Raw genomic sequence first — 14,957 nt, 5'->3', positions numbered from 1 at the left:
TTTAGCGTTTGGCGCCGCGGCTGTAAAACACCACGCTGTCCTTGAAAGCCGTGCTGTGCAACCCTTGGGCGAGCCCGCTGGCCTGCCAGCTTTGCAGCCGCTGGCGCGACACCCAGATGGCCACGGTCTTGCCTTCGGCCCGGGCTCTCAGCAGCACGTTTTCGTCCACGCAAGTGTTCTGCCGCCTGTCGTCCCGGCAGCCGAACCAAAGGTCTTCGCTGGTGCTGTCGATCACGAACAAATGAGGGACGCCGTAGAACAAAAGCGATGCGTCGTGATCCTCGAAGGTTTGCCAGGAGAACCACACCGTGTCTGCGGGCAAGAGTCGATGCATGACCTCGGCGACCTGCTTTTGCGAGATCTCGGCCGTTTTAGCGAAAGCGAGCTGTGCGGAGAAATCCACCATGATCACCGCGCTCAGGCTGAAGACCGCCAGACCGAGGGCCAGCCTGCGCGACCACAGCAGCGCGCCGCCGATGAACGCCGCCAGCGCAACTCCGATGACCAGCGCGGGCAGCCAGCCGAATTGCGCTGCGGGCAGGCCAGAGCGCAGCAATTCGGCCTGCAGCGGCGGCGTGAATGTCAACGCCCAGAGGCCCAGCGCGGCCATGCCGAACAGCAGCGCCCCCAGCCCAAGGCGACGGGGCAAGGCGGCGGCGCCGTCGTCACCGGCCCGTAGGGCCGCCTGCAGCCGCACACCCAGCCACCAGGCGACCAAGGGCACCACGGGCAGGAGGTAATACGCTCCCTTGTCGCTCGCAGAGCTAAAGAAAACGGTGAGGATGATTGCGGTGTTGCGCGCCCAGCGCGCTGACGCGGTGGCCGTATCGTCGCCGCGCAAGCGGGGCGCAAACGCGGCGAGCACGGCGAGCAGCGGCGTCCACTGAAAAAAGCCGATCAGCAGCTTGGGGCCGTAGTACCACCAAGGCCCATGATGAAAATCATCCGGAATGCGGGTGCCCAGAAACCGGCCGATGGTTTCGTTGACAAAGAAAAACCAGCCAAAACCCGGCAGGATGCGCAGCGCAGCCAGATGCCAGGGGGCGGCAACCAGTACGAAAAGGGCGATGGCCCAAGGATCGAGATAGAACTTCAGCAGTTCGCTGCGCTTCCATGCGACGGGGGCCGCCAGCAGTTGCACCAGGGCGACCAGGCCCAGCAACAGCAGCGCCTCCGGGCCTTTGGTCAGCGTGGCGAGCGCCACCGCAACAGCGGCGGCACGCAGCCAGACCCGCTGCCGGCGCTCCACCGCGAGCACCAGCAGAGCCAGGGCGGCCAGCCAGAAAAACACCATCAGCGGATCGAACAGGATGTAGCGGGCGACCAGCACATAGCCCAATGCCGTGCCGGTGACCAGCGCGGCGAACCGGCCCGCAAGCGGCGCGGACACCGCCCGGCCCAACACGATGCACCCGAGCACCGTCAGCCACGCGGCCACGGCGTCGGGCAGCCGCGCCTGCCAGGCCCCGGCGCCGAAGGCCTTGAAGCTCAGCGCCATCAACCAATAAAGCAGCGGCGGCTTTTCGATGTAGGGAACGCCGTCGAGATGGGGGATGATCCACGATCCGCCATGCGCCATCGTCAGGGCAATGCTGGCATAGAGCGCCTCGTTGGTGTCGCGGATGGGGGCGGCACCCAGACGCCAGAACAGGCTCGCCGCTGCAATCAGCAGCACAAGGCCATCAACCAGAAGACTGGTTCGCCACCGCGCATCGGCGTGCGCCGCGATCCGCCCTGGCTTGTGAGCAGTCGCTGCGGGCGAGGCTGCGGCTTGTGGGGTCGAGCAATGCAGGGAGGTGCTGTGACGCATGAAAAGCGAATTGCGAATGGAGTTTGGCAAAGAGTTTGGCAAATTGGCCTATGACCGCCAGGAGCCTGTCGGGCGTGTAAGCGCCACATTTTCGTGAACACATGCGCTCGTGAAAATGAACAGCGGATGACGATTTCGTCATCCGCATTGCCCCCCCGGAGGCAGCGAGCTGTGAACGCCCACAGAGCGATGGCAGGCGCTGCCCGGGTGCGCGCTCGTCTCAGTCGCCGCCGCGGTCGTCTTCTCCATGGCGACGATCCCAATGCCTGTGATCGCGCCTTTCTCCGCGGTATTGGGGTCCGGGGGCGTAATAGGGCGGCGGTGCGGCGTAATAGACCGGAGCCGGGACATATTGCACCGGTGGCGCCACATAGACCGGCTGCGGCGCCACCGGGTAGGCGTTGCCGACGTTGGCGATCAGCCCCGGCACGCCGATGGCCAGTGACCAGAGTGGGGAGTCATCCGCATGCGCGGCGGGAAGCGCGACGACAGTGCTCAGCGCGATTGCCGCCAGGGTTTTTGCGAACAAATGAGGCAAGCGGGGGTGGGAGTTGGTGGTTTGCATGATGGGATGAACGGTTCGGGTTGGAAACGGGTTGACGGGCAGATGGATATTTCGCGTGAAGGCGCGGTGGAGGACATGTCGGGCGTCATAGCGTCGACCGCACGGCGGTTGGCTGCCCCCAGAAAAACCCCTGTCCCCAATGCACGCCGAGGTCGCGCAGCCACTGCAGCGCCGTCTGGCTTTCCACGCCTTCGGCGATGGTGATGAGGTTCAGGTCTTGCGCAAGCTGGAGCAGGTGGCGCATCACCTGCTCGCCCTTGGCCGTGCGCAGGCCCGTCTGCACCAGGCTTCGGTCCAGTTTGAGATAGCGGATGGGCAGGGCCAGCAGATAGGGGAAGGCACTGTGATTGCTGCCGAAATCGTCGAGCGCCAGTTCAAAGCCCAGATCGAGCAAGGGCTCGAGGTTCGCAAGAAGACGGGCCGGATCGGTGTCGAGATTGCGCTCGGTGATTTCCAGCACCCAGGGTGTCTGGCTTGTATCGGCGCCGCTCTGCTTCTGCCGCCAGTGCCGGTGCTGCTGCGCGAGCTTGTCCATGCAGGACGGCTCTGCCAGGAACGCGCTGGAGCAGTTGAGGAACAATTTCCCCGGGGCTGCCGCGAACGGTACGGGCTGACAGGCGGCCATGGCTTGCGCGGTGATGACAGCGTCGATGCGCGGCTCGATGCCTAATTTAGCGGCCGTGCCGATGAACGCCTCCGCCGTCACCACCCGCCCTTGCGGGGTCAGCAGACGCGCCAGCGCCTCCTGGCCCATCGTCTGCAGATCGTCCAGACGCAGGATGGGCTGATAGGCCACGCGCAGCCGCTGTTCCTGCAAGGCCAGCCGCAGTTGGGCGCGCGGAAAGGCGTCGCTGCTGCTGGCGGCGTCCAGCCGCTCCCGCACCCACTGGGCCTGAAGGAGGGAGTCTGCAGTAGACAAGGCCGACGGTGCGATGAACTCTGGCGCACCCATGATCAATGGTCCTGATGGGCGGAATTTTCCTGCAGCGTATCCAGCGGGTTTTCGTTCATCACGAACAGGCCGTTGGAGGCTGGCGTCGCGGTGCTGTAGATCATGTCCTTGGCACCCATGACATAGAACATCTGGCCGGTGAAGGTGCTGCTTTTTCCGGAGGGATTGGACTGGGTGATGGTGACGCTGGGAGCCTTCAGGATGTAGGGCGCAGTGCTGGTGTTGTTGAGGGAAAAATTGCTGAAGCCCACGCTGGCGCCGGGATTGAAATCGTCGTCGCTGTAGTTGTGTCCATTCCCGCTGGGTAGAGCCTGACTGAGATCAAGCCCTGCGGTCTGCGGCATGACGCATGCGCCGAGCACCAGTCCTCCTACTGTGGCGCCCGTCCCCATGAGGCGCACGCCAAACATGCCGCTGTTGCTTCCACAATTCACTCCGTCGCTGCGCTGAGAACTGTATTGCGCGATTTGCGCCCAACCCGGCTCACTGTTCTGCGGCACCAGCACCGCATCGAAGCGGGTAAGTACGCCGCCCGACTGGGTGCGGCCGCCCATGCGCAGGCCATAGCCGACGCTGGCGCTTGGGACGCTGGCGGTCGATGAAGCGCTGCTCGCAGGCACACTGGGGCTGGGCGCAGGCGCCGTGCCGCCGACGACAAAGCCGCTCGGCAGCAGCCCGGCCTTGCCGGCCAGCACATAGGTGTTGCCTTGGCCGTCATTCACCGTCAGGGTCATCAGATTGCCGACGATCACGCCGGTCACAGTGCCGCTGCCGTCCGCCGAGCTGAGGTTGCCGTTGGCGTCCACGCTGACCAGGGTGTTGAGAATGCCAGGTGGCAGCGTTGTGCTCTGTGTGGGAATGGATGCAGCGGATGCGGCGGAAGCCGGCGGGGTCGGCAGCATGGGCAGGGCGCTCATGCCCGATTGCGCCAACACGCCCTGCAGGCTGTAAGTGCCGGGGGCCACGGCAGGTGCGCCTTGCTCCAGCACGTCGCCGAGGTCAAGCTCAGGCGCCCAGCGTTCATCTGACGAGATGTACTGCATCAGCGACTTGAGGTTGCCGTCGCAACTCGAACCGAGCGTGGTCGACGCCGAGTTCAGCGCACTGGCCGCGTTGTTGGACAGCCCCTGCTTGGCGATGTCATGCGCCATGTCTTCGGTGTCGTGATACTGCGCCGGGCGAGCGCAGTAGCCGTCGGCCACGGCCTTGATCGCGGCGGATAGTGCGAGGATGTCATCGTGATGCTGGGACAGCAGCGCGGCATAAAGAGCAGGCGTGAGGTTGGCATAGCTGCCGCCCGAGGCGATATAGACCGCCAGCGCGGCGGTGGTCACCTGGCTGATGACCAGATTGGGCAAGTTGGCCGATGTGAGCGAGCCCGCGGCGAGCACGGCGCTGCTCGTGCCCAGATAGGCGGTGAGTACCACCTGGCCGTCCGGCGAGGTGGCATTGGCAAACAGCGGTACGGAGGTGTTGGGCAAAGTTGTCTGCACGGTGTAGTTGCCGCTGGCGTCTGCCGTGGCGGTGCCCACCACCACCGAGTCTGGCTGGCCCATGGGGGCAACCGTAGTGAACGTCACTGCCGCGTTGGCGATGGGCGCATCGATCACGGCGCCTTTGAGCGTGGTGTTGGCTGCGACCGGATTGATCTGGGCCGTGCCGCCGCCGCCCCCTCCGCAGGCGCTCAGGCTGAGCGCCAGGGCGGCTGCGATGGGCAAGAGTTTTCGGGCGGAACGTAAGCGGGGTTGCGAGGGCTGCATGAGGATCTCCAAGAATGGGTCGGTGGCGCGCCGCATGACGATGCGTGCCGGAATAATAGATGGGAAAAAATAACATGCAATAAAAATCTTGCATTAAACTTCGATCAACGCCTTCAAACGTCTTCAAGCACCTCGATCAAACCTCATGGGACGCCCCCCGCGCCGTCTGCCTTGCCCTCCTCCGCCAGAGCATCCAATGCCTGCGTCGGAGGATGTGTTGCGGGCGCTGGCGCAAGTCATAGCACCGCTGGCGCGCCTGCTGCTGGCCAGTGGCCTGGACTACACCCGTCTCGCCGCGGAACTCAAGCCCCTGTTTATCGAGCAGGCCAGGCTGGAGCTGCTGCGCTCGGGGCAGAAAGACACCGATTCGGCCATCAGCCTGCTCAGCGGCGTGCACCGCAAAGATGTGCGCGAATGGCGCACGAATGGGTTGAGCGGCCGCATCGCGCAGGAGATGTCGATCAGTTCGCAGGTGTTCGCCCGCTGGGTGCAAGACCCTCTTTATCGCGACCGGCGCAAACGCCCCAAGCCTTTGCTGCGTCTGGGGCCGGCGCCGTCTTTCGACAGCCTGGCGCGCAGCGTCACGCAGGACATCCATCCCTTTACCGCACTGACCGATCTGCTGCGCCTCGGGCTGGTGACAGTCAAGACCGTGAAGGAGCAGGAATGGATCGTGCCGCATCGCGAGGGCTTTGTGCCGCCGCCGGGATCGCGTGATCTGCTCGATCTGTTCGGCGCCAATCTGTCGGACCATGCGGCGGTGGCCGTCGGCAATTTGCTGGGGCAGCCGCCCCAGCTTGAGCAAAGCGTGTTCGCCGAGGGCGTGACGCCCGAATCGTCCAGAGAACTGGGCGAGCTGGCGCGCAAGCTGTGGGCGCAGGCACGCGCCGAAATGATTGCAGAGGCCACCCGGCGTTATGCGGCCGACCAAGGCCGCGCCGATGCCACTTGCCGCCTGCGTTTTGGCGCCTATTACTGGGCGGAGGATGTCTCGCAGCAGACGCCGCAGCCCGACCCCACGGCAACGGGAGACGACCGTGACGATGCATAAAAATCATTTGCGCAAACTGGGCGCGGTGGCGCTGGTTCTGCTGGCCGCCTTGTTGGCTTCCTGTGGGGGCGGTGGCACGGTCGCCACGACGGGCGGCGTCGGCACGGGCGGCACGGGCATTTCCACTGGCACCGTCACCGGCTTCGGCAGTGTGGTGCTCGATGGCACCGCCTACAGCAGCGCCAGCCCGGTTTACTACGCGGGCACCGATCAGGACGAAGAGGCGCAGACTTCCTCCACTGCGGTGAATCTGGGCGACCAGTTGCAGATTCGCCTCGACGCCCAGGGGCATCCGAGCAAAGTGGTCATCGATCCTGAGCTGATGGGGCCGGTCGCCAACCTGGGTGCAGGCGGCTTCACAGTCAATGGCGTGGCGGTTCGGGTGAACAGCAATGCAGACGCCGGGCCGGTGACCTACTACACCGGGTTGAACGATTTTTCCAGTCTGCAGGGCGGCATGCAGGTGGAGGTACACGGCGCCTATGGCCAAAGTGCCAGCGGGCAGGGCTATATCCAGGCCACCCGCATCGAGCAGTTGCCCGCCAGCAATCCGGTGACGCGGCTGACCGGCGTGGTCAGCCATCTCAATGCGGCGAGCGGCAGCTTCCAGATTGGCGCCACCCTGGTGCAGACTCAGGCTTCAACCCTGATCACGCCGTCGGGCATGGCGCTGGCGAATGGACAACTGGTGAATGTCTGGAGCAACACGGCACCTGCGGCCAATGGCGCGATTCAAGCAGGCGCGGTCAACGTGCGCACCCTGCGCGGCGTTTCCGGCCCGGCGCAGGTGGGCGGGCTGGTGGCGCAGTTGGCGGGCAGCCGCTTCCAGGTCGCGGGCATCCCGGTCGATGCCAGTGCGGCGAATCTCGCCAGCGCAGTGCAGAGCCTGAGCAATGGCGCGTATGTAGTGGTGCAGGGACAGTCCGATGCCTCCACCGGGGTGCTCACCGCCACATCTTTGCGCACCTACGCGAACAGCCCCGCGCAGGTGGAATTGCGCGGCACCATCACCGGCTTTGTGAGCGCCAGCAATTTTCTGGTGCGCGGCGTACCGGTGGATGCGTCTGCGGCGAACGTGGTGTTCACCGGCGGCACCGCGGCCTCGCTGAGAAACGGGGTGTTTGTGGACGTGGTCGGCCAAGTGGCGGGCAGCAGCGGCAATCTGGTGACGGCCAGCAGCGTGGCCGTGCTCAGCCAGGCGCCCGATGGCGGCACGGTGGACTATCAGGGCACGGTCAGCGCGGTGAATCTGGCCAGCGGCGTGTTCAGCCTAAGCGTGCAGGACGACGGAAAGACCCAGACTTTCCCGGTCACGCTCGCCCCGAATGTGGTGTTCAGCCATGGGACGGTCGTGCAATTGATCGATGGGGCCAACGTGGAGATCGAAGCCACCAATACGGCGAGCGGGCTGCTGGCCTACAGCGTGTCGTTTCAGAAAGTGCAGGCCTCCTCTGGCTCCAGCGATGGGACGTCCTCGCCGGTGCTGGAGACCAAAGGCACGCTCTACAACCTCACGGCAAGCAGCTTTGAGATCAACGCCCTGACCATCCAGATCAACGGCGTCATGCCCAAGAATGGAAAACTGGTCAATGGGGCGAAAGTTGATGTGAACTTCATCCAATCCGGTAGCCTGAATCTGGCTCAGGAGATCAGTCTCGACGACTGAGAAAATGGGCCCAAAAAAACCCGGCGGCACCGGGTTGAAATGAAGCGAGGGCTTTGTGCTGCCTGCTCGGGCGGGGTCGATCAGTCGGCGTTGGCGCCTTCGACACTGTTTTCAAGCACGGCGCCGGTCTGGGCGTCCACGCCCACTTCATGCTCGGTCTGCCCCACTTTGAGGTCGAAGGAATAGCGCAGGCCGCTGCCGCCCTTTTCCTTTTCGAGTTCCTGGTCGGTGATGGTGGCGCCAGGGAGGGCTTTGAGAGCGATGGCGCGCGCTTCATCCAGCGTCACCTTGGCTTCCTTGGTGTATTGCGAACCGTCCATGGCATAGGCGGAGCCAGCGGCGCCGGCTAGGCCAAGAGCCAGCGCGCTGGCGAACAGAAATGCGGTTTTGTTGCGTTGTTGCATGATCAAACTCCTTATGAACTCTTGCGAGCGAAACACCGCTGGATGCGGCGATCGCAAACCGTTTGCGATGGAAGGAGTGTCGTCTTCAGGAATGAGCGCACGCTTAGCAAAACGTCACGGTTTGATGACATCTGCACACAACTCGGCAGACGGCATCCGCATACAGTGCCCGGTATGTTGACCCAACGATTAAAGAGAGGCGCGCCATGAAATCACCCGCTGAACGCCAGACTGTTGCCAGCGCAGAGGATGCGCCGTTGAATCTGCCCCGTCGCAAGGCGTTGTTGGCGCTGGGGGCGCTGGGCTTTGCGGTTGCCGGGCAGGCGCGCGGCGCTGGAATGGGCGGCATGGCGGGGATGCCGGGCATGGGAGGCATGGCGGGCATGGACATGGGGCAGTCACGGCCGACGGCTGCTGCGCCAGGAGTCGGCGTGTTCAGACGCGCCTTGCTCATTCCTCCGGAGCTTCATGGCCAGCCGCGCGACGGCGTGCTGCATTACGCCCTGCGTATGGCGCCGGGGCGCAGCATGCTGGTGGATGGTCTGCAGACTGCCACCTGGGGCTACAACGGTGCGGTGCTCGGCCCCACGCTGCGCGTGCCGCGCGGCAAAGCCGTGCAAATCGATCTGAACAACGCGCTGGATCAGTCCACCACCCTCCATTGGCATGGCGCGCATGTGCCGGGCGAGATGGATGGCGGGCCGCAAAGTCTCATCGCGCCCGGCGGGCAACGCCGCGTGCACTTCACCCTGCAGCAGCCCGCGGGCTCGCTCTGGTATCACCCCCATCCTGACACCCGTACCGGGCCGCATGTCTATGCGGGCCTGGGCGGCCTGTTTCTGGTGGATGATCCTGCCGACCAACACCTAGGTTTGCCGCAGCAATACGGCGTGGACGATATTCCCCTCATCTTGCAGGACCGCCGTCTCGCTGCCGATGGCCGACTGCTTTACATGACCCGCATGATGGATCGCATGGGCATGAAGGGCGATCGCTTTCTGGTCAACGGTCGCGAGCAGCCGTACTGGAACGCGCCGGCGCAGTGGGTGCGGCTGCGCCTGCTCAATGCGGCCAATGCCCGGGTGTTCAATCTGGCGTTTGCCGATGGCCGCGTGTTTCATGTCGTCGCCACCGATGCCGGTTTGTTGCCGCGCCCGGTGCCGGTGCACAGCTTGTTGCTGGCGCCGAGCGAGCGCGCGGAAATCCTGGTGGACCTACGCGGCGATCAGGGCAAGCGCTTGGTATTGCGCAGCGATTCCGGCGCCGTGGTGCCGGATCTGAGCGCCATGCCGATGGATGCCGATTCCTTCGATCACCAAGGCTTCGAGCTGTTGGAGTTCAGAGTCGGCCCGCCTGCGGGAACCCCAGCACGGCTTCCTGCCCGCATGGTGGATCTGCCCGTGTTGCGTGCCGACGCGCCAGTGCGCAGTTTCACCTTGCAGGGCATGTCGGGCAACATGATGGGCGGAATGGGCGGTATGGAGGGTATGGGGAGCATGCGCAGCGGCTCGCAGGCGATGGATGCGAGCGAAGTCGGTCCTGGCGGCATGAGCCTGGGGGTGGGAGGGCAGAAGCTGTTTTCCATCAACCACCGCCACATGGACATAGCCCGCATCGACCAGCGGCTGCGCCTGGGTTCCACCGAGATTTGGGAAGTCGCCAATCAGGGCCATATGGCGCATCCCTTCCACTATCACAGCACCTCGTTCCAGATTTTGAGCCGCAACGGCAGCCCGCCGCCCGCGCACGAAGCCGGGTGGAAAGACACTGTGCTGGTGCGGCGGGGCGAAACCGTGCGGCTCATCGCCCACTTCAATCAACCGGCGGGTGATGCCCATCCCTTCATGTTCCATTGCCACATTCTGGAGCATGAAGACAACGGCATGATGGGCCAGTTCACCGTGACCTGATCTCAGCCGCCAAAGTAACCCGGCAGAATTTTCTCGTGCGTCGTCGGCGGGTTATCGGCCAGCAGGCGTTTGTCGGTGGTGACGATGATCAGCCCGGCCATCGGGTCGCCGAAACCGTGCACGGTGGGGCGTTTTTTCGGCACGGTGCGGCCACCCGGCTCCTTCATCAGTTCGGCGTGCACCGAGCAGTAATAGAACTGCAACCCCGGATGCTTGAACGCAATCGCGTAGGTGCTCACCGGGTGTCCTGGGCCGGGCGTGCCTTGCACGGCGCCATCGAAGCGGGTGCTGGTTTTGCCCGTCAGCGGGTTGTAGCCGATGATGGTGTGCGCGCCCGTGTCCTGATCGACGAACACCACCTTTTGCCCGGGGCGCACCACCACCACGTTTTCCAGAAACATGTTCGCGCCGTTCATGTGTACATAGACCGGCGTTGCCTGGGGCGTTGCGGCCGTGGCGGCGAAGCTACCGGGCGCCAGTAGCAGAGCGCCGGCTGACAGCAGCGCGCTTGCCGCGGCATTGCGCGCCCGAGCGCGCAGGGGGTTGGACGTGTGCAAGTTGATCTCCTTGGCGATGGCGGGTTGTGCAACAACCGGCGGCGACCACCGCTTCGTTCCGCTTGCAAACGAGGGATGAGTGTGAGCGGTAAGAGTCTTCATTCGGGCGCCCGGTTCCGGGGATGGGCCACGCCAAAGCGCAGCGCCAGCGAGGGCAGCACGAACAGGTTGTAGAGCAAGCTGGTGAGCAGTCCGCCGAGCAGCGCCACCGCCATCGGCCCTTCGATTTCGCGCCCCGGCGCATGCAGGCCTAGCGCCAGCGGCAGCACACCCAGTGCCGTGACCAGGCTGGTCATCACGATGGCGGCCAAGCGGTCGGCCACGGCGCGCTGCAGGGTATCGGTGTTCCAGTCCAGGCCCTGCTCGCGCTGCAATTGCGCGGCATGGGCAAAGATGAGAATGGCATTGCGCAGGCTGATGCCCATTAGCGCGAGCAGGGCGATCACCGCGCCCAGCGAGAGCACGCCGCCCACTAGCCAGGCGGCGAACACGCCGCCCGCCCAAGCGGTGGGAACCGAGAGCAGCACCAGCAGGACCTGCCGCGTCGTGGTGGAAGCGGCCTGCAGCGGCGTGGCCGCATGCCCCTCCCGCGCATGAGGTCTGCGTCCCAAGGCGATCGACAGCAGCAGGATCAAGCCGGCCAGCACCCCGAGCACGTCCACACCCAGCCGCTGCAGCGTGGCGCTGCGCTGCGCCGCCTCGCCCTCGAATTGCAGGGTGACTCCTGGCGGCAGTTGCACCTGCCGGGCAATGGCCGCGTGGGCTCGCTGCACAAAGCCGGTGAGATTGGTCGATGTGGTGGAGGCCAGCACGGTCTGCTCTCGCTGCCCGCCCAGATGGCGGATGTCCGACGGGCCGCTGGCGGCGCTGATGCGCGCCAGTTGCGACAGCGGCACGAAGCCCAGCGTCGGCGTGTGAATCAGCAGATCGCCCAGTGCCTGCGGATTGCTACGGGCGCAGCGGTCCAGCACCACGCGCACCGGCACCGGAACCGCGCCGTGGAACACCGTGCCGGCGATGCGGCCAGCAAACGCGGTTTGGATGGTCTGCAGCACTGGCAGCGGCTGCAGCCCCCAGCGACGCAGCGCCTGCGCATCCAGGCTGATGTCGAGTTGCGGCACTCCGGGCGGCGCCTGCAACTGCACGCCGGTGGCCGTGGGCAGGCGGCTCAGCACGGTGGCCACTCGGGCGGCCACGGCATCGAGGGTGTGCAGATGATTGCCCAGCACGTGCACCACCAGCGGCGCACCCGCGCCGCTGGCCACGGTGTTGTCCATGCGCTCGGTGAGAAAGCTGTTGACGCGAAAGCTGGCCCCGGAAAAACCGCCGAGCACGCGCTCGATGGCGGCCAGCGCCTGAGCCGAATCTGCCCCTGGTTTGAGATTCACGTCGAGCGAACTGCTTTGCGTGCCGGAGGCGTCGGGCGAAAGCGTGGCGCGGCCGGTGTGCTGCGCCACCAAACGGACTTGGGGCAAGCGTTCGAGCGCCTGGGTCACGCGCGCACCTTCGTCCAGCGAAGCCTGGATGGAGGCGCCCGGCGCCAGCCGCATGTGCACGATGTATTGCCCTTCCTGCAGCGGCGGCAGAAAGCTGCCGCCCATGCCTCGCGCCAGCAGCGCCGCACCGCCAACGAGCAGAAGGGTGATGAGTGCCGCGGGCAGCCAGTGCGGCAGCAGACGTTGGAGCAGGGCGCCATAGCCACGTTGGGCGACGCGTACCGGGGCAGGCGTATGAAGCCGGTGATCGCGCCCGGCCAGCAGTAGCGCGGCCAGCGCTGGCGTGACCGTGAGCGCAACCGCAAGCGAGGCCAGCACCGACAGCGCATAAGCCTGCGCCAGCGGCGCGAACAAGCGGCCCGACAGCCCCGGTAGCAACAAGATCGGAACGATGACCAGCAGCACCGCGGCCGTGGCGTAAACCACTGCGCCGCGCACTTCCAGGCAGGCAGCAAGCACAACGCGCAACGGCGGCTGCGGTTGCGGTTGCGGTTGCGCGGCCGCAGCGTTGTCGCGCAGCCGACGCAGGATGTTCTCGACGTCGATCACCGCATCGTCCACCACCACGCCGATAGCGATCGCCAAGCCGCCCAGGGTCATCACATTGAGCGTCACACCCATCCACACCAGCACGGTGACCGCGGCCAGCAGCGACAGCGGAATGGCCAGCGAGGAGATCAGCGCCGCGCGCCAGTCCAGCAGCGTCAGCGCAATGACCAGCACCACCAGCAGCGCGCCCAGCACGAGCGAATCGCGCACATTGCGCATGGCGATGGTGATGAAGTCCGCCGGGCGGAACAGCTTGGCATGCAGCGCGATGCCCTGCGCCGCGAGCGCGGCCCGGTGGCGCTGCAACACCGCCTGCACCCCGCGCGTCACCTGCAGAGTGTTGGCGCCGTAAGACTCCTGGATTTTGAGGATGACTGCGGGCTGGCCGCTGATACTGGCGCCGCCGATGGCGGGCAGCGAGGCATAGCCCACTTGCGCCACATCGCCCAGAGTGATGGCGCCGTCCGGCGTGGCGCGCAGCACGGTGTCGGCCAGCGCCTGTGGGGTGTCGGCCGCGCCGTGGCTGACCAGCAGCACGCGTTGCTGCGGCGTAGACATGAAGCCCGCGCCCAGCAGCCCCGTGGCGTGCTGGGTGGCCGCCTGCACTTGCTGCAGATCGAGATGAAAACGCTGCAGCGCCTGCGGATCGACCCGCACCTGCAGCGCCCGCACCTGCTGGCTGAACACCAGCACATTGGCCACGCCGGGCACGGCCATGAGCTGCGGGCGAATATCCCATTGCGCGATGGACTGCAGATCCATCAGGCTCTTGCGGTGCGAAGTCAGCCCGGCCATCAATACCGTGCCCGTACTGGAGGTCAATGGAATCAGCCGCGGCGGCCCGACGCCCGCAGGCAGATGCACGCTGGCGAGGTGTTGCGCCACGCGCCAGCGGTCCTCCTGCAGCTGGGTGTCGGCCTCGAAATACAGCTTCAGGATGGAGATACCCGGCAGGCTTTTCGACGCCACCTGCTTCACCCCCAGCAGCCCGCTGGACGCCGCCTCCAGCGGGTTGGTGACCAGCAGTTCCACCTGCTCGGGCGACAGGCCGGTGGCCTCGGTCTGCACCTTCACCATCTTGGCGGCGAATTCGGGGAACACATCGGTACTCGCGGTGCGCGCGACGTTCACCGCCAGCGCGGCGAGCAAGACCGCCAGCGCCAGCACCACGCCACGGCGACGAATGCTCAAGGCGATGAGCGCGGCTTGCAAACCCGAGGAGCGAGCCATCAGTCGTCGTCTCCGCCAAGCGCGGGTAGGGCGTGTGGTTTCGGTGGCGGCGTCAGCACCAGTCCGGCGCCGCGCGTCACCACATCCACCGCGCCCCAGCCCGGTTGCACATACCCGCCGTGCAGCGGCCAGGCGGTGGACACCTTGCGCGCGGTGAAATGGCGGGCCTTGCCTTCGGATGAGGTGGCGACAAACACGACCGCCTCGGCGTCAGTCCACACCACACTGCTGGACGGCAGCCTGACGCCAGATTGCGCTCGTGCGGACTGCACTTCGGCCACCAATTCCAGCCCCGGCATCAGACCGGGCGCGGCGGGGGCGATCAGCACCTCGCGCCATCCCTGCAACTGGCTGGAGGCCGCCGCCGCCGGGCCGATGACGCGGGCGTGCACTGTGCGTTGGCTGCCTGGAATATGCAGTTCGACTTGCGCTGTCTGGGGCAGGGCTCGGCCCGGCGGCAGGGTGAGATCGACGATGAGTTCGCTTCCATTCAGAATGGTCTGGCGCAGCGCGGTTTGCCTGCTCAGTTGCGAAGCCAGCGCCGTGCCGAGCTGGGCGGTGAGCTGTGCTCGAGCCACGTCCACTGCCGCACGGGCGCTGTCGACCTCGGCCCGCGCTTGCTCGGCCGCCGCCTGCGCTTGCTGCACCTCGGCCAGCGCGACATTTTGTCCGGCCTCGAATAGCCCCTGATCGCGCTGCGCCTGCATGGCGGCGAGTTGCAGGCCGCTTTGCGCGACCTTGAGCCGCGACCTTGCCGCGTCCAGTGCACTCAGGCTGCGCAGCAAACTCGCGGGGCTCTGGACGGTGGCGCTGGCGGTGAACCGCGTGCGGTAGCTCGCGGGCGTGAGGTGCTCGACCCGCAAGTCGGCCGACGTCATCTGCGCAGAGCTCCACAGCACGGGGTGCGGCAAGGCGGCCTGCGCCGAAGTGGCCCCCAGCCAGCATGCGGCTGCGCAACAGGTCGCAAGGCTGAGGCGGAGGATAAAAGGTTTTTTGCTCTGCATCAG

General features: G+C 65.7%; 11 protein-coding genes. 3 read left to right on the top strand and 8 right to left on the bottom strand.

All coding sequences use genetic code 11. The features are described from left to right. Nucleotide 1: 1 nt before the first annotated feature. The 4 genes from BIO17B3_RS01750 to BIO17B3_RS01735 form a co-directional block, all read right to left on the bottom strand. Nucleotides 2-1,810 (bottom strand): glycosyltransferase family 39 protein, encoded by a 1,809-nt coding sequence (locus tag BIO17B3_RS01750; RefSeq protein ID WP_156052769.1) that lies wholly within the window; start codon nt 1,808-1,810, stop codon nt 2-4. Nucleotides 1,811-2,030: 220 nt separating this feature from the next. Next, nucleotides 2,031-2,375, bottom strand: coding sequence for a hypothetical protein (locus BIO17B3_RS01745; RefSeq protein ID WP_156052768.1), 345 nt, complete (start codon nt 2,373-2,375; stop codon nt 2,031-2,033). An 85-nt stretch (nt 2,376-2,460) separates the two neighbouring features. Then, nucleotides 2,461-3,327, bottom strand: coding sequence for an EAL domain-containing protein (locus BIO17B3_RS01740; RefSeq protein WP_156052767.1), 867 nt, complete (start codon nt 3,325-3,327; stop codon nt 2,461-2,463). Between the two features lie 2 nt (nt 3,328-3,329). After that, nucleotides 3,330-5,087, bottom strand: coding sequence for a hypothetical protein (locus BIO17B3_RS01735; protein ID WP_232054153.1), 1,758 nt, complete (start codon nt 5,085-5,087; stop codon nt 3,330-3,332). Nucleotides 5,088-5,283: 196 nt separating this feature from the next. On the opposite strand from BIO17B3_RS01735, the gene BIO17B3_RS01730 reads away from it, so the two are divergent. Together BIO17B3_RS01730 and BIO17B3_RS01725 are read left to right on the top strand one after the other, a co-directional pair. Beyond that, on the top strand, nt 5,284-6,138 hold the full coding sequence (locus BIO17B3_RS01730) for a DUF6502 family protein (protein ID WP_232054152.1): 855 nt from the start codon (nt 5,284-5,286) through the stop codon (nt 6,136-6,138). Beyond that, a complete protein-coding gene (locus BIO17B3_RS01725) occupies nt 6,131-7,804 on the top strand; it encodes a DUF5666 domain-containing protein (RefSeq protein WP_156055202.1) in 1,674 nt (557 codons plus the stop codon). The genes BIO17B3_RS01730 and BIO17B3_RS01725 overlap by 8 nt, the downstream gene beginning before the upstream one ends. Before the next feature lie 80 nt (nt 7,805-7,884). On the opposite strand, the gene BIO17B3_RS01720 is transcribed toward BIO17B3_RS01725, so the two are convergent. Next, nucleotides 7,885-8,208: a PepSY domain-containing protein gene (locus BIO17B3_RS01720; RefSeq protein ID WP_156052764.1), complete on the bottom strand. Its 324-nt coding sequence runs from the start codon at nt 8,206-8,208 to the stop codon at nt 7,885-7,887. Nucleotides 8,209-8,414: 206 nt separating this feature from the next. Here BIO17B3_RS01720 and BIO17B3_RS01715 point away from each other — a divergent pair, with 206 nt between their 5' ends. Next, nucleotides 8,415-10,118 (top strand): multicopper oxidase family protein, encoded by a 1,704-nt coding sequence (locus BIO17B3_RS01715; protein ID WP_156052763.1) that lies wholly within the window; start codon nt 8,415-8,417, stop codon nt 10,116-10,118. A 2-nt stretch (nt 10,119-10,120) separates the two neighbouring features. Here the strand turns inward: BIO17B3_RS01715 and BIO17B3_RS01710 are convergent, their stop codons facing one another. From BIO17B3_RS01710 to BIO17B3_RS01700, 3 genes are all read right to left on the bottom strand, one after another. After that, nucleotides 10,121-10,675 carry a hypothetical protein gene (locus BIO17B3_RS01710; RefSeq protein ID WP_064135042.1) on the bottom strand — a complete coding sequence of 185 codons (555 nt, stop codon included), beginning with the start codon at nt 10,673-10,675 and terminating at the stop codon, nt 10,121-10,123. A gap of 98 nt (nt 10,676-10,773) precedes the next feature. Next, nucleotides 10,774-13,950: an efflux RND transporter permease subunit gene (locus tag BIO17B3_RS01705; protein WP_156052762.1), complete on the bottom strand. Its 3,177-nt coding sequence runs from the start codon at nt 13,948-13,950 to the stop codon at nt 10,774-10,776. Further along, nucleotides 13,950-14,954 (bottom strand): efflux RND transporter periplasmic adaptor subunit, encoded by a 1,005-nt coding sequence (locus BIO17B3_RS01700; RefSeq protein ID WP_156052761.1) that lies wholly within the window; start codon nt 14,952-14,954, stop codon nt 13,950-13,952. Before BIO17B3_RS01700 ends, BIO17B3_RS01705 begins: the two co-directional genes overlap by 1 nt. Nucleotides 14,955-14,957 lie beyond the last annotated feature (3 nt).

Source organism: Thiomonas sp. OC7, assembly GCF_900634595.1.
Classification (GTDB): domain Bacteria; phylum Pseudomonadota; class Gammaproteobacteria; order Burkholderiales; family Burkholderiaceae_C; genus Thiomonas; species Thiomonas arsenitoxydans.
This window is presented reverse-complemented; position numbering and strand designations above follow the sequence as displayed.